This window comes from Nocardioides immobilis (genome assembly GCF_003515065.1).
Lineage (GTDB): Bacteria > Actinomycetota > Actinomycetes > Propionibacteriales > Nocardioidaceae > Nocardioides > Nocardioides immobilis.
This window is the reverse complement of record NZ_QXGH01000012.1, coordinates 228,065-249,385: the sequence shown is the minus strand read 5'-3', so window position 1 is coordinate 249,385 and position 21,321 is coordinate 228,065. Positions and strand designations below refer to the sequence as shown.

The 21,321-nt window shown below is 71.1% G+C and carries 20 protein-coding genes; 8 read left to right on the top strand and 12 right to left on the bottom strand.

Annotated elements, in window-relative coordinates:
• Positions 1-16 precede the first annotated feature (16 nt).
• The 4 genes from D0Z08_RS08580 to D0Z08_RS08565 are packed head-to-tail and all read right to left on the bottom strand — an operon-like array spanning position 17 to position 4,146.
• Complete coding sequence (locus D0Z08_RS08580; protein WP_118924618.1) at positions 17-1,183, bottom strand: N-acetylmuramoyl-L-alanine amidase; 1,167 nt, start codon at positions 1,181-1,183, stop codon at positions 17-19.
• 59 nt (positions 1,184-1,242) lie between these two features.
• Positions 1,243-1,785, bottom strand: coding sequence for a TIGR03086 family metal-binding protein (locus D0Z08_RS08575; RefSeq protein ID WP_118924616.1), 543 nt, complete (start codon positions 1,783-1,785; stop codon positions 1,243-1,245).
• A gap of 21 nt (positions 1,786-1,806) precedes the next feature.
• Positions 1,807-2,445 (bottom strand): mycothiol-dependent nitroreductase Rv2466c family protein, encoded by a 639-nt coding sequence (locus D0Z08_RS08570; protein WP_118924614.1) that lies wholly within the window; start codon positions 2,443-2,445, stop codon positions 1,807-1,809.
• A 39-nt stretch (positions 2,446-2,484) separates the two neighbouring features.
• Positions 2,485-4,146 carry a CHAP domain-containing protein gene (locus D0Z08_RS08565; RefSeq protein WP_147381370.1) on the bottom strand — a complete coding sequence of 554 codons (1,662 nt, stop codon included), beginning with the start codon at positions 4,144-4,146 and terminating at the stop codon, positions 2,485-2,487.
• A 188-nt stretch (positions 4,147-4,334) separates the two neighbouring features.
• Here D0Z08_RS08565 and pepN point away from each other — a divergent pair, with 188 nt between their 5' ends.
• The gene (gene pepN, locus D0Z08_RS08560; RefSeq protein WP_118924610.1) at positions 4,335-6,935 is read left to right on the top strand and encodes an aminopeptidase N; all 2,601 of its coding nucleotides are present in this window, start codon (positions 4,335-4,337) and stop codon (positions 6,933-6,935) included.
• A 24-nt stretch (positions 6,936-6,959) separates the two neighbouring features.
• Here pepN and D0Z08_RS08555 read toward each other — a convergent pair whose 3' ends face one another.
• Both D0Z08_RS08555 and D0Z08_RS08550 read right to left on the bottom strand, forming a co-directional pair.
• Positions 6,960-7,322: a TPM domain-containing protein gene (locus D0Z08_RS08555; protein WP_118924608.1), complete on the bottom strand. Its 363-nt coding sequence runs from the start codon at positions 7,320-7,322 to the stop codon at positions 6,960-6,962.
• A gap of 6 nt (positions 7,323-7,328) precedes the next feature.
• A complete protein-coding gene (locus tag D0Z08_RS08550) occupies positions 7,329-7,685 on the bottom strand; it encodes a hypothetical protein (RefSeq protein ID WP_118924607.1) in 357 nt (118 codons plus the stop codon).
• Between the two features lie 82 nt (positions 7,686-7,767).
• Between D0Z08_RS08550 and D0Z08_RS08545 the strand changes: the two genes are divergently transcribed.
• The 4 genes from D0Z08_RS08545 (at position 7,768) to D0Z08_RS08530 (ending at position 10,729) form a co-directional block, all read left to right on the top strand.
• Positions 7,768-8,763 (top strand): mechanosensitive ion channel family protein, encoded by a 996-nt coding sequence (locus tag D0Z08_RS08545; protein ID WP_118924605.1) that lies wholly within the window; start codon positions 7,768-7,770, stop codon positions 8,761-8,763.
• A 7-nt stretch (positions 8,764-8,770) separates the two neighbouring features.
• A complete protein-coding gene (locus D0Z08_RS08540; RefSeq protein ID WP_118924603.1) occupies positions 8,771-9,154 on the top strand; it encodes a globin in 384 nt (127 codons plus the stop codon).
• Positions 9,155-9,633: 479 nt separating this feature from the next.
• Positions 9,634-9,996 carry a hypothetical protein gene (locus D0Z08_RS08535; RefSeq protein WP_118924601.1) on the top strand — a complete coding sequence of 121 codons (363 nt, stop codon included), beginning with the start codon at positions 9,634-9,636 and terminating at the stop codon, positions 9,994-9,996.
• 169 nt (positions 9,997-10,165) lie between these two features.
• Complete coding sequence (locus D0Z08_RS08530) at positions 10,166-10,729, top strand: RNA polymerase sigma factor (RefSeq protein ID WP_118924599.1); 564 nt, start codon at positions 10,166-10,168, stop codon at positions 10,727-10,729.
• 11 nt (positions 10,730-10,740) lie between these two features.
• On the opposite strand, the gene D0Z08_RS08525 is transcribed toward D0Z08_RS08530, so the two are convergent.
• Positions 10,741-11,616 carry an acyl-CoA thioesterase gene (locus D0Z08_RS08525; RefSeq protein ID WP_118924597.1) on the bottom strand — a complete coding sequence of 292 codons (876 nt, stop codon included), beginning with the start codon at positions 11,614-11,616 and terminating at the stop codon, positions 10,741-10,743.
• Between the two features lie 94 nt (positions 11,617-11,710).
• Here D0Z08_RS08525 and D0Z08_RS08520 point away from each other — a divergent pair, with 94 nt between their 5' ends.
• The 3 genes from D0Z08_RS08520 to D0Z08_RS08510 are packed head-to-tail and all read left to right on the top strand — an operon-like array spanning position 11,711 to position 14,100.
• A complete protein-coding gene (locus D0Z08_RS08520; RefSeq protein ID WP_118924595.1) occupies positions 11,711-12,925 on the top strand; it encodes an acetyl-CoA C-acetyltransferase in 1,215 nt (404 codons plus the stop codon).
• A gap of 22 nt (positions 12,926-12,947) precedes the next feature.
• Complete coding sequence (locus D0Z08_RS08515; protein WP_118924593.1) at positions 12,948-13,520, top strand: GNAT family N-acetyltransferase; 573 nt, start codon at positions 12,948-12,950, stop codon at positions 13,518-13,520.
• 40 nt (positions 13,521-13,560) lie between these two features.
• A complete protein-coding gene (locus D0Z08_RS08510) occupies positions 13,561-14,100 on the top strand; it encodes a MarR family winged helix-turn-helix transcriptional regulator (RefSeq protein ID WP_245993784.1) in 540 nt (179 codons plus the stop codon).
• 70 nt (positions 14,101-14,170) lie between these two features.
• On the opposite strand, the gene ettA is transcribed toward D0Z08_RS08510, so the two are convergent.
• The 5 genes from ettA to D0Z08_RS08485 all read right to left on the bottom strand — a co-directional run bounded on the left by ettA (position 14,171) and on the right by D0Z08_RS08485 (position 21,274).
• On the bottom strand, positions 14,171-15,853 hold the full coding sequence (ettA, locus tag D0Z08_RS08505) for an energy-dependent translational throttle protein EttA (protein WP_118924591.1): 1,683 nt from the start codon (positions 15,851-15,853) through the stop codon (positions 14,171-14,173).
• Positions 15,854-15,940: 87 nt separating this feature from the next.
• Positions 15,941-16,420, bottom strand: a complete 480-nt coding sequence (locus D0Z08_RS08500; protein WP_118924589.1) for a single-stranded DNA-binding protein — start codon at positions 16,418-16,420, stop codon at positions 15,941-15,943.
• Between the two features lie 368 nt (positions 16,421-16,788).
• Complete coding sequence (locus tag D0Z08_RS08495; RefSeq protein ID WP_245993782.1) at positions 16,789-18,411, bottom strand: GTPase; 1,623 nt, start codon at positions 18,409-18,411, stop codon at positions 16,789-16,791.
• On the bottom strand, positions 18,408-20,156 hold the full coding sequence (locus D0Z08_RS08490) for a dynamin family protein (RefSeq protein ID WP_245993780.1): 1,749 nt from the start codon (positions 20,154-20,156) through the stop codon (positions 18,408-18,410). Before D0Z08_RS08490 ends, D0Z08_RS08495 begins: the two co-directional genes overlap by 4 nt.
• Entirely contained in the window at positions 20,153-21,274 is a 1,122-nt protein-coding gene (locus D0Z08_RS08485) for a PrsW family intramembrane metalloprotease (RefSeq protein WP_118924587.1), read from the bottom strand. The genes D0Z08_RS08490 and D0Z08_RS08485 overlap by 4 nt, the downstream gene beginning before the upstream one ends.
• Positions 21,275-21,321: the final 47 nt, after the last annotated feature.

Genomic DNA, 21,321 nt, shown 5'->3' with positions numbered 1-21,321 from the left:
CCTCAACCACCCGCCACTACCCGGCGCGGAACTCGCGGATCCGGCGCGCGGTGCGTCGTCGTACCGCCGGGAGCGCGTCGTAGAGGTGCTGCCCCGGGCACGCGGTCTGGTTGGTGTCGCGGTGGCCGTCGATCGTCGGGAGCTCGACCATGGCGCCGTAGGGGAACCGGTCGCTCCCCGACGAGCGGATCCAGATCGTGCGGTGCGGGTTGCCGCCGTACATGTCGAGCTTCCAGGCCGCGACCCGTACCAATGCCCGGATCATGCGCTTCCCGACCGCCCCGCTCTCGAGGTTGCCGATCGCCGCGACGCCCACGGACGCGTGGTTGAAGCCCAGCGTGTGCGCACCCCGCACGGCGCGCCGCGGGCCGCCGGCCCGTCCCTCCCACAGCCGCCCGAACCGGTCGACGAGGAAGTTGTAGCCGAGGTCGGACCAGCCGAGGTTGCGCGTGTGGTACCGGTACATCGCGCGGATCATGCCGGGCACGTCCGCCCGCGCGTAGTCGTTGCTGTTCACCGTGTGGTGGACGTGCACCTGCCGGATCCTGTTGTTGTACGACGGACGCCCGTTGCGGAGGCGGGGGTCCGGACCCCAGGCCTTGCGGAAGAGCAGGCCGGGCATCGGCACGCTGCCCACCTCGCGGGCGCCGACGTCGGTGACGACGGGGGCGGGCTGCTCGACCCGGCCGTCGCCCTTGCGACGGCGGGGACGTAGCAGGACCAGCACGGGGTCGCGCTGGTCACCGGTGAGCTCGAGCTGCACCGCGTCGCTCGGCTCCGTCCAGACCAGGTCGGTCGCCGACGTCGCGGCTGCCGCCTCGTCGGAGTCGGGGTCCGGGCCGTGCGCGAGCCGCGGCAGGGTGCGCCACTCGGTCCAGCCGTTCCGCTCCCGGCGCCAGCGAGCGCGCACCCGGCCGTCCCCACGGCCCCAGGTCACCCCGAGGGCGGCGAACCGGGTCGTGGCCACGACCGGGGTCCGCAGGCCGCCGGCCCGCCGAGCGGTTCCGGCCAGCCCGGCGACCGCGAGCTCGAGGGCGTCGACCCCGTCGGGCTGGGCGCGCAGCCGGTGGCGGCGGTCGGCAGCAGCCGGCCGGGCGATGGAGACACCCGCAACGGCAGCCGCGGCCACCGCCGCGAGTCGGGTGGCGTCACGACGACGAACAGGCAGATCCGAGAAGCCCATGGGTATCGAGCATGCGACATCTCGGGCCCGAAGAGGCGAACCCTTAGGTGCGTGGCGTGTCAGACCTGACGACCGGCGAAGGCGGCGAGCGCGTCGTATGGACCCGCGTCCGCGGGAGGCTCGACCTCCGGGCCGAACCACTGGCCGCGGCGCTCAGGTGTCATGGTCTCGCGCAGGAAGCCGAGACCGACCTCGGCGACCTGCGGGTCGAGGCGGTCGATCGGGAAGCCGACCGCCACCGCGAGGTCCCAGGCGTGGATCGCGAGCTCGGCGATCTGCCACTCTGCCGGGAGTGGCGGCTCGCCGTCGAGCTCGTGCCAGGCATGGAGGAGGTCGTCGGCGTGCACCCGGTAGGCAGCCGCCCAACCCTCGGTGAGGTGCGGCGTCGGGGCCGACCAGTCCGGCTGCTCACCGCGCATCATCGCCAGGAAGAGCTCCGGCGCGTGGACCAGGTGGTCGGCCAACGCGCCGACGTCCCACTCTCGGCAGGGCGTCGGGTTTGCGACCCGGTCGGCGTAGACGTGATCCAGTACGTCGCCGGCCTGGTCGAGCGCGTGCACCAAGACTCGCACGGCATCGGTCGTCGTCGTCGACGTGGCCATGTCGCCGACGTTACTCCCGAATCAGCCGAAATCCAGGTCGCCCGTGCGGCTCCGCTTGAGCTCGTAGAAGTAGGGGAACGACGCCAGCGCGACGGCGCCGTCCCAGAGCCGGCCGGCGTCCTCGCCGCGCGGGATCCTCGAGAGCACCGGACCGAAGAACGCCGATCCGTTCACGGCGATGGTCGGCGTACCGACGTCGTCGCCGACCTGGTCCATGCCCTCGTGGTGCGACTTGACCACCGCGTGGTCGTAGGACTGGTCGTCCATCGCGTCGATCAGGTCGGCATCGAGGCCGGCCTCCGCGAGCGCCGCGGCGACCAGGGAGCGGCCGGCGTCGGGCTCCTGGTGGAGCGGACGCTGCTCGAGGTGGATGCGGTTGCCGAGCGCCGTGTAGAGCGGCAGCAACGCCTCGTTGCCGTGCCGCTCCTCGGCGGCGACGAGCACTCGCACGGGCCCCCATGCCGGCGCCAGCAGCGTGCGGTAGGCGTCGGGGATGTCCCTGTCCTGGTTGAGGTAGGCGAGGCTCATCACGTGCCACTCGACGTCGACGTCGCGCACCTGCTCCACCTCGAGCATCCAGCGGGACGTGATCCACGCGAACGGGCAGAGCGGGTCGAACCAGAAGTCCGCGCGGTCACGGACGTTCTCCGAGATGGTCATATCGCTCACAACAAGGCGGACCGCGGTCCGCATTCCCGGTCAGGGCAGAACGTGCACCGTTGACTCCGCCCTGGCCCGGAGGACCGACCCGTTGCCGGCGTACCACGCCCGCACCCGGCGCTCGCCGGGCTCGACGCCGGTGACGACCACGCGGGCGCGGCCGTCGACGAGCGTGGCGGTGGCGAGCTGCGCGCCGACCTTGACCGTGGCGTCGCCCGTCACGGTGATGTCGGGAGCCGTGACCTGGACCCGGACCACGGCCCGCCGGGAGCGCCCCACGGCGGTCAGGGTGACCGTCGGCTTGACCGTGACCGCGCGGGTGGCGGTGACCGTCTCTACGAGGTCGGCGTAGTTGCGCCGCGAGCGGGTGACCCGGACCGCCATCGTGGCACCGAGGTCGGAGGCCGTCAGCGAGTACGTCTCGGTGGTCGCGCCGGTGACCGGCGTGCCGTTGCGGAGCCACTGGTAGGTCACCGTCGCGTCGGACGGCTCGACCGCGCCGGGCTGCGCCGTCAGCACCTGGCCGACGCGGAGCCGACCGATGAGGGTCGAAGGCGTGCTGGCCACGATCTCGCCGACGACGACGGGGCCGATGGGCGCCGAGCGGACCGGGGAGTTCCGGTAGCCGGGTGCCCGGGCGTGGGTACCCACGACGATGGTCTTGCCGAGCAGCGCCCGGGTGAGGGTGAGGGTCCGACCGGTCGCGCCCTCGATGAGGACTCCGTCCGCCTTCCAGCGGTAGAGGGTGTCCTCCGATGCCGGCGACCAGGTCGCGGGGGTGGCCGTCAGCACCTCGTCGACCGTGGGGTCGCCGGTGATCGTCGGCGGGGCGACGACGGTGAACTCGCCGCGCGCGACGAGCGCGGTCGGCGCCGTCGTGATGGTCGCCGGGGTGAAGCCGGGGCGTCGCGCCGTGACCTCGACCGTGACCGCCTTGCCCTTCTCCTCCGCGGTCGGCGTGAAGGTCCGCGCCGTCGCGCCGGCGACGGGCGTGCCGTCGGCGTACCACTGCCAGCCGAAGTTGAGCTCGCGGTTGGGCGACCAGCTCCCGCGGGAGACGGTCAGCTCGACGCCGACCTGCGGGGTGCCGGAGATCGCCGGGGCCGCCGTGTTCTGGACGGCCTTGTCGACGAAGTGGATGAAGCCGGTGGGCCAGCGTCCGCTGTCACGGGTGATCGTCCGCCAGTGGAAGTCGCCGCTCCAGGAGTCCTCGCTGATGACGATCTCGTCGGCGGAGACCACGCGCTCGACGTACGCCACGTGGCCGCTGGAGCCGATGCCGTTGTCGTAGCGGTCCCACCACGCGACGGCTCCGACGCTCGGACGGTTGTTGGTGATGTCCGACCGCGCGTGACCCCAGTTGTAGGCCATGCCGGTGCCGTCCCACGGCCGCTCGGTCGACATGCCGGCCCGGATCATCCGGTAGGCGACGTAGTTGGTGCAGTTGTGGCCGCTGTACATGCGCCAGTACATCCGGTTGTTGACGGCGCCGTAACCCGCGTCGGAGTAGCCGGCGTTGCGACAGCCGGTGTAGCCGGTGCAGAGGTACGTCGACCCGGACGCTGCGGTGGTGTCGGGACTCTGGATCGGGGTCGGCGGTCCGGCCTGCTGCTGCAGTCCGGCAACGACGAGAAGGGTCGCCACAAGCGTGCTGGTGAGCAGCGCGGTTCCCCCGCGCCAGAGCGAACGTCTGGGGCGCATGGCGAACACTCTGGGTCACTTTTGCCCCACAGCGCAACAAAAACCCCCAAAAACACAGGGGTCACAGGCGTGTCGCGCTTGACTTTCTTGAGTTACACCGTTGTGGTTCGTCGCCGCGGCACCTCCATTGTGACGCAGGTCGCTGCCCGATGTCTGACAATCTGGGCTCCGATGCGAGGATGACGGGCATGCCCGGAACCAACCTCACGCGCGACGAGGCCACCGCCCGCGCCGCGCTGATCGACGTCACGTCGTACACCGTCGACCTCGACCTCACCCAGGCCGAAGAAGACGGCATCCAGACCTTCGGATCGACCTCCACGATCTCGTTCACCTGCCGCGAGCCGGGGGCCGAGACCTGGGTCGACCTCGTGGACGCGACCGTCCACGAGATCGTCCTCAACGGCCATCCGGTCGACGTCGCGTCGTACGTCGACAGCCGGATCCCGCTGACCGGCCTCCAGGCCGAGAACACGGTGGTGGTCCGCGCCGACTGCACCTACTCGCACACCGGCGAGGGCCTCCACCACTTCGTGGACCCCGCGGATGGCAAGGTCTACCTCTACTCGCAGTTCGAGGTGCCGGACGCCCGGCGCGTCTTCGCCTGCTTCGAGCAGCCCGACCTCAAGTCGGTCTTCAACTTCAACGTGACCGCCCCCGCGCACTGGAAGGTCGTCTCGAACGCCTCGACCCCCGCGCCGACCCCGGCCCCCGACAAGGGAGTCGGCAACGCGCTGTGGTCCTTCCCGACCACCAAGCGGATGTCCACCTACATCACCGCGGTCGTCGCCGGTGAGTACTACGAGGTCCAGGACGTCTACGAGGGCAAGTACGGCACCATCCCGATGGGCCACTACTCGCGCCAGTCGCTCAAGGCCGAGCTCGACCGCGACCGCGAGGAGCTCGTGCTGCTCACCCGGCAGGGCTTCGAGTTCTTCGAGGAGGCCTTCGGCTTCCCCTACCCGTTCGTGAAGTACGACCAGCTCTACGTGCCCGAGTACAACATGGGCGCGATGGAGAACGCCGGCTGCGTGACCCTGCGTGACGAGTACATCCCGCGCTCGCGCCAGCCGCGCTCGTTCTACGAGTTCCGGGCCTCGGTGATCCTCCACGAGATGGCGCACATGTGGTTCGGCAACCTGGTGACGATGCGCTGGTGGGACGACCTCTGGCTCAACGAGTCGTTCGCCGAGTGGGCCTGCTACCACGCCGAGGCCGAGGCGACGTCGTACACCGACGCCTGGACCGGCTTCGCCAACATGCGCAAGCAGCGCGGCTACCGCTCCGACCAGCTGCCCAGCACGCACCCCATCGCCACCGACATGGTCGACCTGCACGCGGTCGAGGTGAACTTCGACATGATCACCTACGCCAAGGGCGCGGCGGTGCTCAAGCAGCTGGTCGCGTGGGTCGGGCTCGAGCCGTTCCTCGAAGGCCTGCGGGAGTACTTCCGCGACCACGCCTACGACAACACCGAGTTCATCGACCTGCTGACCGCGCTCGAGAAGGCGTCGGGCCGCGAGCTGACCGGGTGGGCGCAGGAGTGGCTGCAGACCGCCGGCGTCAACACGATCGCGCCGGTGTTCGAGCTCTCCGAGGATGGCGCGTACTCCTCGTTCGCGGTGAAGCAGACCGCGATCGAAGAGCAGCCGACCCTGCGCCGGCACCGGCTCGGCATCGGCCTCTACAACAACACGGTGTCCGATTCTGGGGCGGACGGCAGGCTGGTCCGGAGCGAGTACGTCGAGGTCGACGTGGTGGGCGGGCTCACCGAGATCGACGAGCTGGTCGGCAAGGCCCAGCCCGACCTGCTCCTCCTCAACGACGGCGACCTCACGTTCGCCAAGGTCCGTCTCGACGAGCGCTCGCTGGCCACCGCCGTCGCGAGCCTCGGCGCCTGCGACGACTCGCTCACCCGCGCCCTGATCTGGAGCGCCGCGTGGGACATGACCCGCGACGCCGAGATGTCGGCGACCGACTTCGTCGCGCTGGTGCTCGGCAACATCGGCGCCGAGACCGACTCGTGGGGCCTCACGGCGTTCCCGGCGTTCGCCGCGCAGGCCGTGACGCAGTACGCCGCTCCGGCCAACAAGGCCGCGCTGCGTGAGCGCTGGGAGCGGGGTCTGCGGGACCTGCTCGCGGCCGCGGAGCCCGGCACCGACCACCAGCTGACGTTCGTCCGCTCCTACGCCGGCGCCGCCCACAGCGAGGAGGCGATCGCGGACCTCGAGGCGCTCCTCGACGGCTCGCTGTCGTTCGACGGGCTGACGATCGACCAGGACCTGCGCTGGACGCTCCTCAACAACCTGGCGCGGCTCGGCCGGGCCGACGACGCCCGGATCGACGCCGAGCTGGCCAAGGACAACACGATCTCGGGCAAGGAGCACGCCGCCGCCGCCCTGGCCGCGATGCCGACCGCCGAGGCGAAGGCGCGGGCCTGGATCCAGGCGATGGTCGACGGTTCGGTCCCCAACGAGACCGCGAAGCAGGTCGTGCTGTCCTTCATGCGCGACGGCCAGCAGGACGTGCTGGCGCCGTACGTCGACCGCTTCCTCGCCGACGCCCCGCTGGCCTGGGAACGGCTCGGTGCCCACCGCGCAGCGGTGTCGCTGGAGTACATCTTCCCGCGGGTGCTGGCGTCCGACGAGGCGCTCGCCAAGGTCGACGCCTGGCTCGCCAACCAGGCCGACGGCGTCAACCCGGGGGCGCTGCGGTTCGTCAAGGAGGGCCGCTCCGACATGGCCCGCGCCCTCGCTGCCCAGGCCACGGACGCGGCCAGCGCGAGCTGACCCAGCGGGAGCTGACGCAGGCGGTCAGGCCCGGGCGTGCTCGCCGAGCAGGCGGATGCCCCGGGTCAGACCGCCGGCGAGGTCACCCTCGGCGAACGACCGGGTCATCTCCTCGACCGCGAGCGCGGCCTCGGCGTCGGTGAGGGTACGGCGGACCTCCCCGCCCGTGACGACCTCGACCGCCCGCAGCGTCGGGTCGACCATGACCAGGATGCTGCGCGACGGCAGCACCAGGGTGTTGTGCAGGCTGGTCGCGAACGCGCGCGGGTCGTGGCCCTCGATCGGGCCGACGAAGACCGAGATCTCGGCACGGCACTGCTGCTCGGCCGCCCGGATCGTCGCGTCGAGGGCGGCCTGCTGGGCGCTGGACAGTGCCGTCGCGGACATGGCCCGCTACCAGGAACCGCTGGCGCCGCCGGCCTTGGAGCCCTCGGCATCGGGAGCGGCGAGCTCGCCGCCGGACTTGCGGGGGCCGCCGAGCCACTGGCTCTCCAGCGGCTGCGCACCCGGCTTGACCGACTCTCCGCGAGCGAGCGGCGGGCCGTAGACGAGCGCCACGATCACGATGAAGACCAGCAGCGGGATCCCGCCCAGGATCAGGAGCATCTCGACGAAGTCGATGGCCGGCTCGTCCGGCCAGCCCTCCGGGGTGTCGGCCGACGCGGGCGCGGCAGTGGCGAGGATGGCTGCCACCGCGAGTCCCGCGGGAACGGCGGCGGCGAGCAGTCGGCGTACGGCGTTGCTGGTCACGCGCGCAGGATATCGGCTCCGGTTCCCGAGCGGACACCCACGCCGGTTCGATCCAACGGGCGGACTTTGCCACACTCGGGGGATGTCCTCTCTCCCCCTGGCCGCCGCCCCCTGCGCCGATGGCGAGCAGGTGTGCGACCTCGTCTACGACTGGACCGACAACGCCCGGCTCGCCGACTGGGCAGACGTCCTGATCGGCACGCCGCTGGCGATCATCGGACTGATCCTCCTGGGAGCGGTCGTCCGGTGGCTGCTGCACAAGGTGGTCGCACGGATCGCCCGCCGCGCGGAGAGGGGCGTGATGCCCGACCGGCTCGACGCCCTGGCTGCGGCCCGCCGGGCGCAACGCGCCGAGACGATGGCCGGCATCTTCCAGAGCATCATCACCGTCGTCGTGATCGCGGTCATCGGCACCATGATCCTCAGCGAGATCGGCGTCAACATCGCCCCGATCATCGCCAGCGCCGGCATCATCGGCATCGCGCTCGGCTTCGGCGCTCAGTCGCTGGTCCGTGACTTCCTGACCGGGATCTTCATCTTCATGGAGGACCAGTACGGCGTCGGCGACGTCGTCGACCTCGGAGAGGCGATCGGCTCGGTCGAGGCGGTGACGCTGCGGATGACCCGGCTGCGCGACGTCAACGGGACCGTCTGGTTCGTCCCCAACGGCGAGATCCTGCGCGTCGGCAACCAGAGCAAGAACTGGTCGCGCGCCGTGGTCGACGTCGGCGTCGGATACTCCGAGGACCTGGCGCGGGTGCAGCGGGTCCTCCGCGAGGTCGCCCACGACCTGTGGGAGGACGAGGACTTCAAGGGCATCATCATCGAGGAGCCCGAGGTGACCGGCGTCGAGATGCTCGCAGCCGACTCGGTGACGATCCGGGTGATGATCAAGACCGCCCCGCTCCAGCAGTGGGCGGTCGCCCGCACCCTCCGCCAGCGGATCAAGGCCAGGTTCGACCACGAGGGCATCGAGATCCCGTTCGCCCAGCGGGTGGTCTGGCACCGCGAGGACCGTCGTACCGCTGCCGCGGAGAGTGGCCCCGACGCCGACCCCTCGACCACCCCCGCGGGATGATGGCTCCGTGACGGAAGCGCAGACGTTCTACGAGGAGATCGGCGGGTTCGAGACCTTCCGTCGGATCGTCGCGAGGTTCTACGAAGGGGTCGCGGACGACGAGGTGCTCCGTCCGCTCTACCCCGACGAGGACCTGGGCCCGGCCGAGGAGCGCTTCCTCCTCTTCCTGGTGCAGTACTGGGGCGGGCCGACGACGTACTCCGAGCGTCGCGGCCACCCCCGGCTGCGGATGCGGCACGCGCCGTTCCCCGTGGACCAGCAGGCCCGGGACCGCTGGCTCTCCCATTTCCGGGCGGCTCTCGACTCCGTCGACCTCACCCCCGAGCAGGACGCCCAGTTCTGGGCCTACGTCACCCACGCGGCGACGTTCATGATCAACACCCCCGGCTGATCGCGGCTCCCGGCGGGAAGTGGTCCAGACCACTTCAACCTTTTTTCGACGCCGCGTAACGGCGGCGCCGCCTCGCGACAGGTAAGGGTGCACGACGAGTTCGAACGGAAGACGAAATGACGCGACGGTCCACCCCACTGCCCCGGGTCGCCCCACCGACCCTGGAGCCGGGCCCTGTGTTGCTTCACCAGCTGGCGGAGCTCAGTGCGAGCTCGTCACCGTCCGTTCGGACCGCTCGGTACGCCGGCGTTCGCGCGCTGGCCGGTGCGGCCACTGTTGCCGTCATCGGCGGGACGACGTGGGTGGCCGGAGCAGCGCCAGGGTCCGATCTCGGGGTCGGTCCGGAAGCGCGCTCCACCCACGAAGCGTCCGGTGTGCCGAGTCCAGGAGGAACTGACGCCGGGACCCCACAATCCGACGTCGAACCCTCCGCGCCTGGCAGCTCCTGGTCCCCGGAGCTGCCAGGCACTGAGACTTACGTGACGATCCGCGTTCCGAACCCTCCCGGCGAGCAACCGGCCAAGGACCACCCCGGCAAGGGGTCGGACAAGGGCAAGGGCAAGGGCGACGGCACGGGCAACGGCCACGGTCGGGGCCACGCCTTCGGTCACACCAAGACACCGCCGGTCCACGCCGACAGCTCGGACCGCGGCAGGGGTCATGCCAAGGGCCACGCCAAGACCGAGAGCCACGGCAAGGCCAAGGGTCACGGCAACGGCAAGGGTCACGGCAACGGCAAGGGTCACGGCAACGGCAAGGGTCACGGCAACGGCAAGGGTCACGGCTACGGCAAGGCGAAGGGTCACGGCAAGGCGAAGGGTCACGGAAGGGGGCCCCGCTAGCCGAGCGACGAGAGGCTCCTCCTCGGATCCGGTGGTAGGAAGTGCGCGAGATCGGGACGCGCACGGCATCATCCGGTTGCACAATGGGAGCAGCGCACCTGGAGGTTCCAACCGCATCCGCGGTCCATCGGAACGTGCGCACGAGGGGAATGGGAGCTGATCACGCCCGGTGAGGTCCGACGACGACCTTGTCGCTGCGGCCAAGGGCGGCGACCCTGACGCCTGGCGTGAGCTGTACCGAGCTCACGCTGGGCGATTGCTGTTGTGGTTGGAGACCCGGGCGACCGGTCTCGACGACAGCCCCGACGACCTCGCGGCCGAGGCCTGGCTGGTCGCGGCGCAGAAGGTCGCGGACTTCCACGGCACCTCGTCCGAGTTCGCCGGCTGGCTGTTCGGCATCGCCCGCAACCACGCCGCCAACTCCCGCCGACGCAGCGGCCGCCGCCAGGCCGCGAGCGCCGCGATCCCCGCCGACGACCACCTCGTGCCCGGACCCGAGATGGCGTACGCCGGCGCCGAGTGGGTGCGGGAGGTGCTCCGGGCACTGCCCGATCGGGAGCGCGACGTCGTGACCTGCCTCGAGGTGCTCCAGCTCGACGTCGCGGCAACGGCCGAGGCGCTCGGCATCTCCGCGGTCGCCGTACGGGTCGCGCGGCACCGGGGCCTCAAGAAGCTCCGGGGCGCGCTGCCGCCGCCCCCCGCCGTCGCGGGACCCCGGACCGCCACGGAGTAGCGCGGCGAGCCTCAGGCCAGCGCCGCGCGGAGCCGCTCGAGGTAGTCAGCGGGCGGCTCGGTCGGCCGCTGCGTCTCGCCGTCGAAGAACACGAGCACCACCCGCGCCCGCGCGAGCGCCCGGCCGTCATGGGCGATCTCCGACTCCAGGACCACCGACGTCCGCCCGACGTGGGCGATCTGCGTCCAGCAGTCGTACGGCTCGGCGCGGAGCGTGATCGGCGCCAGGTAGTCGACGTCGGTGCGCGCGACGACCACCCCGAGCGTGTGCCCCCGGGACCTGCCGCGACCGAGCTCCATGAAGTGCCGGATCCGCGCCTCCTGGAAGTACTCGAAGTAGACGACGTTGTTGACGTGGCGGTAGACGTCGACGTCGCTGAACCGCACCTGCACCGGGTAGTGCCCGGCACGGTCGCGGTCGATGACCACGCGCTCCGGGCGGACGCGCGGAACCGGCTCGAGGTAGACCTCCAGCGCCGCGCGCTCCTCCGGAGTCAGCCGGCGCGGGCTCTCCGTGTCGAAGCGGTACGGCGCCAGCACGGTGCTGGCCTCGGCGTAGACGACCCGGTCTCCGGCCTCGTCCTCGTGGAAGATCTCGTAGGCGAGCGTGAACGACCCGGCGCGGAGATCGGTGACCCAGCACTCGATCAGGACCGGCCGCTCGCCGAACGGCAGCGGGGCCCGGTAGGTGACCTCGTGGCGGCTGACGACGATCGCGTCGACGAGCGCGTCGGTCGCGTCGTCGCTCCCCGACGTCCCCGACCACCGGTGGGCGCGGAGCAGGTCGACCCGCGCCTCCTGGAGGTAGTCGACGTAGCGGACGTTGTTGACGTGGCCGAGTAGGTCGAGATCGGCCCAACGGATCGGACAGGCATAGCGGTGCCGCACGTCAGCATCGTTCCATGGCCGACCACTGCAACAGGTTCCAGCACGCCCCTACTAGTCTGGGGAGGTTCCGTCATCGCTCACCGAGGAGTGCCCCATGCCCGAGGCCGTCATCGTTTCTGCCGCCCGTACGCCGATCGGCCGGGCGAACAAGGGTTCGCTGAAGGACTTCCGCCCCGACGACCTCTCGGCCCTGATCATCAAGGCTGCACTCGACAAGATCCCGGCGCTCGACCCGAACGACGTCGAGGACCTCTACCTCGGCTGCGGCCTGCCCGGTGGCGAGGCCGGCAACAACATGGCGCGGATCGTGACCACGCTGCTCGGCTACGAGATCCCGGGCGCGACGATCACCCGCTACTGCTCCTCCTCCGTGCAGACCTCGCGGATGGCCTTCCACGCGATCAAGGCGGGCGAGGGCGACGTGTTCATCTCGGCCGGCGTCGAGGCGGTCTCGCGCTTCCAGTTCGGCACGTCGGACCACATCCCCGACACCAAGAACCCGCTGTTCGCGGATGCGCAGCAGCGCACCGAGGACTACGCCCAGGGCGGGAAGGACTGGCACGACCCACGCGAGGACGGTCTGCTCCCCGACATCTACATCGCCATGGGCCAGACCGCCGAGAACGTCGCCCGGATGCGCGGCCTCGACCGCAAGGAGCTCGACGAGTTCGCCGTACGTTCGCAGAACCTCGCCGAGAAGGCCATCGCCGACGGCTTCTGGGCCCGCGAGATCACCCCGGTCACCCTCGCCGACGGCACCGTGGTCACCAAGGACGACGGCCCGCGCGCGGGCGTGACGTACGACGGGATCTCGCAGCTGGACCCGGTCTTCCGCCCGGACGGCGTGGTCACGGCGGGCAACTGCTGCCCGCTCAACGACGGCGCCGCCGCGGTCGTCATCATGTCCGACACCAAGGCCGCCGAGCTCGGCCTGACCCCGCTGGCCCGGATCGTCTCCACCGGCGTGAGCGGCCTCTCCCCCGAGATCATGGGCCTCGGCCCGGTCGAGGCGACCAAGAAGGCGCTCGCCAACGCGAACATGACGATCGGCGACATCGACCTGGTCGAGATCAACGAGGCGTTCGCGGCCCAGGTCGTGCCGTCGTACCAGGACCTCGGCATCGACCTCGACCGGCTGAACGTCAACGGCGGTGCGATCGCGGTCGGCCACCCGTTCGGCATGACCGGCGCCCGGCTCCAGAACACGATGCTCAACTCGCTGGACTGGCACGACAAGAGCACCGGCCTCATCACCATGTGCGTGGGCGGCGGCCAGGGCATGGCGATGATCCTCGAACGGCTGAGCTGACGCTTCGGCAGCTGGCGGTGACATGAGCATCGACGTCCGCCCGGCGACCGTCTTCGACGACGTCCGGGCGCTCGTCGGTCCGAAGCGGCCCGACGCCAACGTGTGCTGGTGCCTCAGCTACCGGATCCCGTCGAAGCTGAACAACGAGCTCCGTGGCCCCGCCCGGGGTGAGTACGTCGCCGGGCTGGTGCGGGCCGACCCGCCGCCCGGCGTCCTGGCGTACGACGGCGACGAGGCGGTCGGCTGGGCGGCGGTAGCGCCGCGCGCCGACACGTCGTTCGCGACCAGCCGGAAGATCCCGCACGTCGACGACCTGCCCGTGTGGTCTCTGTGGTGCGTCCGGGTCCGCCCGGGTCACCGTGGCCAGGGCATCTCGCACGCCCTGATCGACGGGGCGGTGGAGTTCGCCCGCAGTCGCGAGGCGCCGGCGGTCGAGGCCTACCCGCTCGACAACCGCGGCGCGAAGGTCGACCTGACGATGGCCTACCCGGGCCTGCGCAAGAACTTCGAGGCCGCCGGCTTCGAGTTCGCGGCCGAGACGACATCGGTGCTCGCCGGCTTCCCGCGAGTGCTCTTGCGCATCGACCTGCGGTGAGCCGACACGCCGCCGGTCGCGACGGACCTAAACTACGAGGGTGACCGAGCCCGACCTGGAAGCCAAGCGCGAGGCCTGGCGTCGTCGCGAACCTCGCTGGCTCGACGACCGTCAGCAGCGGGCGTGGCGCGCCCTCGTGCTCGGGAACACGCTGCTCTTCGACCGACTGGACGACGACCTGCGCCAGCAGCACGGCCTGTCACTCGTCGAGTACGAGATCCTGGTCCGGCTGTCCGAGGCCGAGGGGCGCGAGCTGCGGATGGCTCGGCTCGCCGACTCGCTGGCACACAGCCGCAGCAGGGTGACCCACACGGTCAAGCGGATGGAGGGCGACGGCCTCGTCTCGCGGTGCGGCTCGCCCGAGGACGGCCGTGGCGTCATCTGCCGGATGACCGAGCGGGGCGACCTGCTGCTCCGCAACGTCGCTCCGACCCACGTCACCGGCGTCCGCGACTACCTCGTCGACCTGGTTGACGCGGAGGACTTCGCTGCGCTCGGCCGGGTGATGGACGCGGTCGCCGACCGGCTGATCAGTGACCACCCCGAGCGCGAGTTGCGGGACGACCGCCGCTCCGACTGACGGGCCCGGTCGCCGCACGGCCACCGCAACAGCTCACCGCGCCGACCGCGACACGCTCGCGCCATTGAAGTCAGTCGCGGGTGAGGCGGCGGTGGGTGACCCGGTGCGGGCGGGCGGCCTCGATGCCGAGCCGCTCGACCTTGTTCTCCTCGTAGGACGCGAAGTTGCCCTCGAACCAGAACCACTTGCCGCCGTCCTCCTCGTTGCCCTCCCAGGCGAGGATGTGGGTGGCGATGCGGTCGAGGAACCACCGGTCGTGCGAGGTGACCACCGCACAGCCCGGGAAGTCGAGCAGCGCGTCCTCGAGCGCCGACAGCGTCTCGACGTCGAGGTCGTTGGTGGGCTCGTCGAGGAGCAGCACGTTGCCGCCCTGCTTCAGGGTGAGGGCCAGGTTGAGACGGTTCCGCTCACCACCGGAGAGCACCCCGGCCTTCTTCTGCTGGTCGGGGCCCTTGAAGCCGAACGACGCGACGTAGGCGCGCGAGTTCATCTCGAAGTTGGCGACCTTGATGAAGTCCAGGCCGTCGGAGACGACCTCCCAGACGTTCTTCTGCGGGTCGATGCCGCCGCGGCTCTGGTCGACGTAGGACAGCTTGACCGTCTGGCCGACCACGAGCTCTCCCGAGTCGGCCTGCTCGCTGGCGGTGATCATCCGGAAGAGGGTCGTCTTGCCGACGCCGTTGGGGCCGACGATGCCGACGATGCCGGCGCGCGGCAGGGTGAAGGAGATGTCGTTCCAGAGCAGCCGGTCCTCGAAGCCCTTCGTGAGGTGCCGGCCCTCGAGCACGACGTCACCCAGGCGCGGGCCGGGCGGGATGTTGATGTCGGCCGTGTCGATCTTGCGGGCCTTGTCGGCCTCGGCCGCGAGCTCCTCGTAGCGAGCAAGACGCGACTTCGACTTGGTCTGGCGAGCCTTGGCGTTGGAGCGCACCCACTCGAGTTCCTTCTCGAGCATCTTGGCGCGCTTCGCGTCCTTCTGGCCCTCGATCTTGAGGCGGTCCTTCTTCGTCTCGAGGTAGGTCGAGTAGTTGCCCTCGTAGGGGTGCGTCTTGCCCCGGTCGAGCTCGAGGATCCACTCGGCGACATTGTCGAGGAAGTAACGGTCGTGAGTGATCGCCAGGACGGCGCCGGGGTAGCTCTTCAGGTGGCCCTCGAGCCACTGGACCGACTCGGCGTCGAGGTGGTTCGTCGGCTCGTCGAGGAGCAGCAGGTCGGGCTGCTGGAGCAGCAGCTTGCACAGCGCCACCCGGCGTCGCTCACCACCGGACAGGTTGTCGACGATCGCGTCCGGCGGCGGGCAGCGCAGGGCGTCCATCGCCTGGTCCAGGCGGCTGTCGAGGTCCCAGGCACTGGCGTGGTCGAGGTCGGTCTGCAGGTCGCCCATCTCGGCGAGCAGCGAGTCGTAGTCGGCGTCGGGGTTGGCGAGCTCTTCGGAGATCTGGTTGAAGCGGTCGAGCTTCCGCTTGATCTCACCGGCGGCCTCCTCGACGTTCTCGAGGACGGTCTTGCCCTCCGTCAGCGGCGGCTCCTGCTGGAGCATGCCGACGGTCGCGTCGGGATCGATGATGGCGTCGCCGTTGTTGGCGTGCTCGAGCCCGGCCATGATCTTGAGCAGCGTCGACTTGCCCGCTCCGTTGGGCCCGACCACACCGATCTTGGCACCGTGGAGGAACGACAGGGTCACGTTGTCAAGGACGACCTTGTCACCGTGAGCCTTGCGGACGTTGCGCAGGGTAAAGACATACTCAGCCACGTTGACCGAGCCTAGTGCCGCACCATGCACCGGACCGAACCGGGACCGGTGCGGACCCGCCCACCGGTCCCGGCCGCCCAGGCCTTCTCACGCCGCGCCGGCCACCTCCGGTGTCGCCGCCGAGGCGCCCGGCACCGACCACGGGTCGGCGGCCGGCCTCTCCTCCGTCGCCGCCGGCTCCTGGGGCCGGTCGTCGCGTCGCGTCGTGCCGACCGTCTTGCTGAACGAGCAGACGCCCTTGGTGAGGTCGGGGCCCACGACCAGCGCCTCGATCTCGAGGACGGTCACCTCGACGCCGTCGCGGACGTAGCTGCGCTGGTTGAGCCGGCCGTGCACGATCACCGGGTCGCCCACGTGCAGGGACCGCTTGCAGTGCTCGCCGAGCGCCCGCCACGCGCTCACGCCGTACCACTGCGTCGGGCCGTCCACCCACTCCTGGCGGCCGCGGTGGAAGCGCCTCGGCGTGCAGCCCAGACGGAAGTTGGCCACGCTCGTGCCCGCGACCTCGCGCAGCTGCGGCTCGTTGCCCATCCAGCCCTGGACGGTCACCATCGTGTCGTTCGTCATGTCATGCCTCCGGTATCCCCGGCCGCGCTCGCGACCGGCTGCCTCGGATTTCACGCGGGCCCGCCGACGAACGGCCCGCGCCCACCACCGAGCCTGTGGAGAACGGCGACCGGTGGACGACCTGTGGACGGTTGGTGGCACGCGGCGAGGCGCGGAACGTAGGACGCGGTGAGGCTGAGGCGCGGTAAGCCGCGGTGGGACGCGGTGATACCCCGGTGAGCCGCCAAGCTGCCGCAACCCCTGACCGCGTCAACCGCGGCCCGGCTGCGCGGCGCATAGCGGCGCAGCCGCATCGTCCGGCGCCCCTGGGCCGAGCGAAGCGATGGCCCGGGCGGTGCCGGACGATCTGCGACGCGCTCGGGCAATTGCTACTGCTGGGCGTGGGCGATGCCCATGCGGAACTCGGCGTACGACGAGAGGACGCCGTTCGTCGGCGTGACGACCTGCTTCGCCAGCACGTCGGAGAGAACCTCGCGCAGCGCGTGGTCGGCCTCGTCCGCTCGGGCGCGAGCAGCGCCACCGACCAGCGGCCGCGCCACCAGCGAGAGCAGCAGCCCGAGCACCAACCCGGCAGCCAGCAGGACCGGCGGAAGCGGGAAGCCGGCGACCTCGGGGGCGCCGTCGAGCGTGCCCTGCACCGCCAGCAGCGCCCACCAGGCACCACCGCCGACCGCCGCGAGGAAGAGCAGCCACTGGAGCACCCGGACGACGCCGACCCACCCGGGCAGCCGGTCGGCCCGGAGGTCGACCGAGGTCAGCCCCCGGTCGAGCGCGTCGTCGGTCTCCTCGAGCCGCCCCGTCGCGGTCTGGAGGACCGCGGTGGCCCACGGCGCACCGAGGCCCTGCGCGGTCTCGTCGGCCAGCTCGCGGATGCCGTTGTCGACGGCGGCCCGCTGCACAGCCACGGCCTGCGGCTGCGATCCGGCCCGGTAGCCGGCAAGACGATCATCGGTACGGCGGCGGCCGAGCCCGGCGACCACGGCGACCGGCGGCCACGCGACCGCCCGCGCAGCACGGGTCCGGATGGTCCGTTCGACGGCGCCGACGATCGTGGGCACGCCGGCGGCCTCGGCAACCCGGTCCTCCAGCGCGCGGGCCCGCTGCGCGGTGATCTCGCGCGCCGGGGCGTCACCACCCGCGCGGACGAGCCGGCCGGCGGCGGCCGCGACGTCGGCCTCGACGCGGACGGTCGTGCTGCGCTTCTGCTCGACCCGGGATGCGATCTCCTGCCGCAGCTCGTCGACGCCGATGCCCTCACGGGCGCTGAGCGGGATCACCTTCACCGAGCTCAACCCGTCTGCCGCGAGGAGCCGCTTGACGTCGTCGACCATGCCCTGGCGCTTCTCGGGGGCGATCGTGTCGATGTGGTTGAGCACGACGAGCATCACGCCGGCGTGGGTGTTGTAGGGCGCCAGGTAGCGGTCGTGGAGGGCGGCGTCGGCGTACTTCTGAGGGTCGACCACCCACACCAGCAGGTCGGCGAGCTCGACGAGGCGGTCGACCTCGAGGTGGTGGGCCACCTCCGTCGAGTCGTGGTCGGGCAGGTCCATTAGGACGACGCCGGCGAGGGCCTCGTCGTCGTGCTTGGTGTCGAGCATCGAGTCGCGCATGGTCTGGTGCCGCGGCGGGATGCCGAGCCAGTCGAGCACCTCCTCGGCCCCCTCGCTCCCCCAGACGCACGCGGTCGCCCATGAGGTCGTCGGCCGGCGCACGCCGGTCGACGACAGCTCGAGCCCGGTGAGCGCGTTGTAGGTCGAGGACTTGCCGGATCCGGTGGCACCGGCGATCGCGACCACGGTGTGGTGCGCCGACAGCTTCAGCCGCCCGGTCGCGCGCTCGACAGTGGCCAGCGTCTCGTCGAGCAGTGCGTCGTCGAGCCGCCCGCGCGCCGCCGCCACCGCCTGCTCGAGCCCCTGGAGGCGCGCGCCGATCATGGTGCCGCGGGTGGCGAGGTCGCGCAGTGCGCGCGTCTCCCCATCCGTCTGAGTCACAGGTGTCCTCCAGTGCCCTTCTGCATCGTGGCGGCGTACCGCAGGTCGTCCACCCGCCGGGCGGCCGTTCGCAGGTTCTCCCCCGCGTCCTTGGTCGGCTGCCACTGATCCGCCGGTGCAACGTAACGGGTGCGCTCCGCGGCGAGCAAAGCGCCCAGCCGGTCGTCGAGCGAGGTGCGGGCGCGACGTCGGAGCATGCCGGCAGTACCCGGCCCCACGACGGTCTCGAGGAGGCGGACACCGAGCCGCAGCGAGTCGCTGGCCGCGACCGGCGGCTGCTCGCCCCCGAGCACGACGACCGCCAGGGTGACCGCCAGCCCGCGCACGCCGACGGCGAGGAACCGGGCAGACGTGCGGACGTCGCCGCTCTCACTGCGGACCAGGTCCTGCAGCTCGGACTGCCAGGCCTGGACCTCGGCCACCGCGCGGCGGCGCAGGTCACGGCCCGCCCGGGTGAGGTCCTCGGTCGCGGCGTCGATGAGCTGGGCGCCGTACGGCGTCGCCCGCCAGGCGGCCGCGGCCCGGGCAGCCGCCTGCTCGCCATGCTCGACGACGAGCGTCTCGAGCCCGGTCTCGATCGCGACCGCGACCCGCTCGGCCTGCTGCGGCTTGCCCTTGATGGCGTTCATCAGGCGCTCGCGGACGAAGCCGACCTTGGCCTCGAGGGAGCGGAGCAGCTCACCGCTGCCGACGAACTCCTGCCAGCGGGTGAGCAGGTCGCCCCGCAGCAGGGTGCCGTCGGACGCCGAGGTGAGCAGGTGCTTGCTCACGATGTCGTACTGACGCTCGACGAGCGTGGTGAGGTCGCCGATGGCGACCAGCTGCTCCTCGGCCGCGTCGGCGACCGGGTAGACCCGACGGGTCAGGATCCGGATCGAGCCGCCGACGGTCTGGTGCACGATCGCGTTGCGGGCGCCGGCATCGGCGGCGAGTGCCTCGAGCCAGGCGCGGATCTCGGCGACGTGGCCGGCCGGGAGCAGCCCGTCGTCGCTGACCGTCCCCTCGGCGACGCCGAAGAGCGGCGAGTCCTTGAGCCCGCGGGACGCCATCATCCGCGCGAGGTGACCGGAGACGGTCTCGACCGACTCCGGCGGCGTACGGTCCAGCACCAGCGCGACGGAGGTGGAGCGGTCCGCTGCCAGCTTGAGGTAGTCCCACGGGACCTGGTCGCTGTAGCGCGCGGCCGACGTCACGAACAGCCACAGGTCGGCGGCCGACAGCAGCTGCCCGGCGAGGATCCGGTTGCGCTCCTCGACCGAGTCGACGTCCGGCGCGTCGAGGATCGCGATCCCCTTGGGCACCGAGGCGGTCGGGACCAGCTGGATGCAGTCATGGTCGTTGGTCGGGTGGTCGACGCGCTTGAGGTCCGGCAGCAGCCGGTCCTGCCCGAACCACTTGCCGTCGTCCGGGTGGTGGGCCAGCACGGGCGAGCGCGTGGTGGGGCGCAGGACGCCCGGTGCGGTCACCCGGTGTCCGACGAGGGTGTTGACCAGGGTGGACTTGCCGGCGCCGGTCGAGCCGCCGACGACGGTGAGGAGAGGCGCGTCCAGCGACATCAGCCGCGGGATCACGTAGTCCTCGAGCTGGTCGATGACCTGCTGGCGGTGCTCGCGCAGAGCCGCGACGCCAGGGAGATCGAGAGGCAGAGCGGCCGCCTGCAGGGCACCACGGAGCCGGATCAGGCCGGTCAGCATCTGGCTGCCGGTGATCTCGTCGCCGCTCTTGCCCCTGTGGGACGTGCTCATCGTTGGGGTACCACCTGTCCGGGGAAGGCGAATCCCGGACGGGACGCCTGGATGCGCGCCAGGAACTCCTGGCCACGCGCCTGCCAGTCCTTCGGTGCAGTGCCGCGCAGCAGGCGATGGTGCAGGAACCCGAGCTCGATCGCGGCCTGTTGATAGTCCCGCATCGCCTTGACGGCCGGGTCACCGCCCTCGGTTCGGGCATGACGACGTGCGATGCGCCGAGCCCTGAGATCCACGAGCCAGCCGATGTCGGTTGCCGGGATCAGGCCTCGGGAGGCGGCGTCGTCGAGGGCCATCGTGAGCATCTGCCGCTCTCTGGTCCGCGCCCACACCGCGAGGCAGATCATGCCGACGAAGGCGGGAACCATCAGGACGGCGTACGCGAGGAGGAAGCTGCCGAACCCGAACAGGGTCGAGCCGTTCCACAACGCATGGGCGGCGACCGCGCAGAGATAGCCGCCGATCGGCGCCAGGATCCGGACCGCCGGCGTGCGGGACATCACAGCGAGACCGAGTCCGATGCCGGTGAATGCCGTGAACAGCGGGTGGGCGAACGGGCTGAAGACGCAGCGGATCACGAAGATCGTGGTCACGCCGGCGACCCCTCCGGGCCCGGTGCCGTCCGTCCCGCCGTACGCCGCCGCGAGGTAGAGGATGTTCTCGGTGAACGCGAACCCGACACCGACCAGGCCGGCATAGACGATCCCGTCGAGGACACCGTCCAGCTCGGCACGGCGCCACCACAGGAGGAGCAGCAGGAAGGCTCCCTTGCTGGCCTCCTCGGTCAGCGGCGCGACGACGGCCAGCGACACGTCGTCGGTGATACCCACCACGAAGCCGCCGATCCCCTGGACGACGAGCGCGGCGATCGTCGCCACGAACGCCCCCCACAGCAGGGCGTAGCTGAGCAGCAGCTTCGGCTCCGGCTCGTAGCGGTCGAGCCAGAGGTAGACGGCGACGACCGGTCCGACCGGCAGCGCGGCCAGCGCCGTGGCCAGCAGCAGGATGCTGGGAGCACCCGAAAGAGCGAGGATCGCGAGCATCAGCAGCGCGCCGACAACCACCGCCACGGTCACCACGACCGTGAAGGCGACGCTGTCACGACGGGCTCCTGGCATGGGCAGAAGCCTATCGGGGCGCGATGTTTCCGGCCGATCCGGCGTGA

Bases quoted from the DNA above. Each gene is read 5' to 3' on its own strand.
- D0Z08_RS08580 (WP_118924618.1), bottom strand. From the start codon at position 1,183: ATGGGCTTCTCGGATCTGCCTGTTCGTCGTCGTGACGCCACCCGACTC.
- D0Z08_RS08575 (WP_118924616.1), bottom strand. From the start codon at position 1,785: ATGGCCACGTCGACGACGACGACCGATGCCGTGCGAGTCTTGGTGCAC.
- D0Z08_RS08570 (WP_118924614.1), bottom strand. From the start codon at position 2,445: ATGACCATCTCGGAGAACGTCCGTGACCGCGCGGACTTCTGGTTCGAC.
- D0Z08_RS08565 (WP_147381370.1), bottom strand. From the start codon at position 4,146: ATGCGCCCCAGACGTTCGCTCTGGCGCGGGGGAACCGCGCTGCTCACC.
- pepN (WP_118924610.1), top strand. From the start codon at position 4,335: ATGCCCGGAACCAACCTCACGCGCGACGAGGCCACCGCCCGCGCCGCG.
- D0Z08_RS08555 (WP_118924608.1), bottom strand. From the start codon at position 7,322: ATGTCCGCGACGGCACTGTCCAGCGCCCAGCAGGCCGCCCTCGACGCG.
- D0Z08_RS08545 (WP_118924605.1), top strand. From the start codon at position 7,768: ATGTCCTCTCTCCCCCTGGCCGCCGCCCCCTGCGCCGATGGCGAGCAG.
- D0Z08_RS08520 (WP_118924595.1), top strand. From the start codon at position 11,711: ATGCCCGAGGCCGTCATCGTTTCTGCCGCCCGTACGCCGATCGGCCGG.
- D0Z08_RS08515 (WP_118924593.1), top strand. From the start codon at position 12,948: ATGAGCATCGACGTCCGCCCGGCGACCGTCTTCGACGACGTCCGGGCG.
- D0Z08_RS08500 (WP_118924589.1), bottom strand. From the start codon at position 16,420: ATGACGAACGACACGATGGTGACCGTCCAGGGCTGGATGGGCAACGAG.
- D0Z08_RS08490 (WP_245993780.1), bottom strand. From the start codon at position 20,156: ATGAGCACGTCCCACAGGGGCAAGAGCGGCGACGAGATCACCGGCAGC.
- D0Z08_RS08485 (WP_118924587.1), bottom strand. From the start codon at position 21,274: ATGCCAGGAGCCCGTCGTGACAGCGTCGCCTTCACGGTCGTGGTGACC.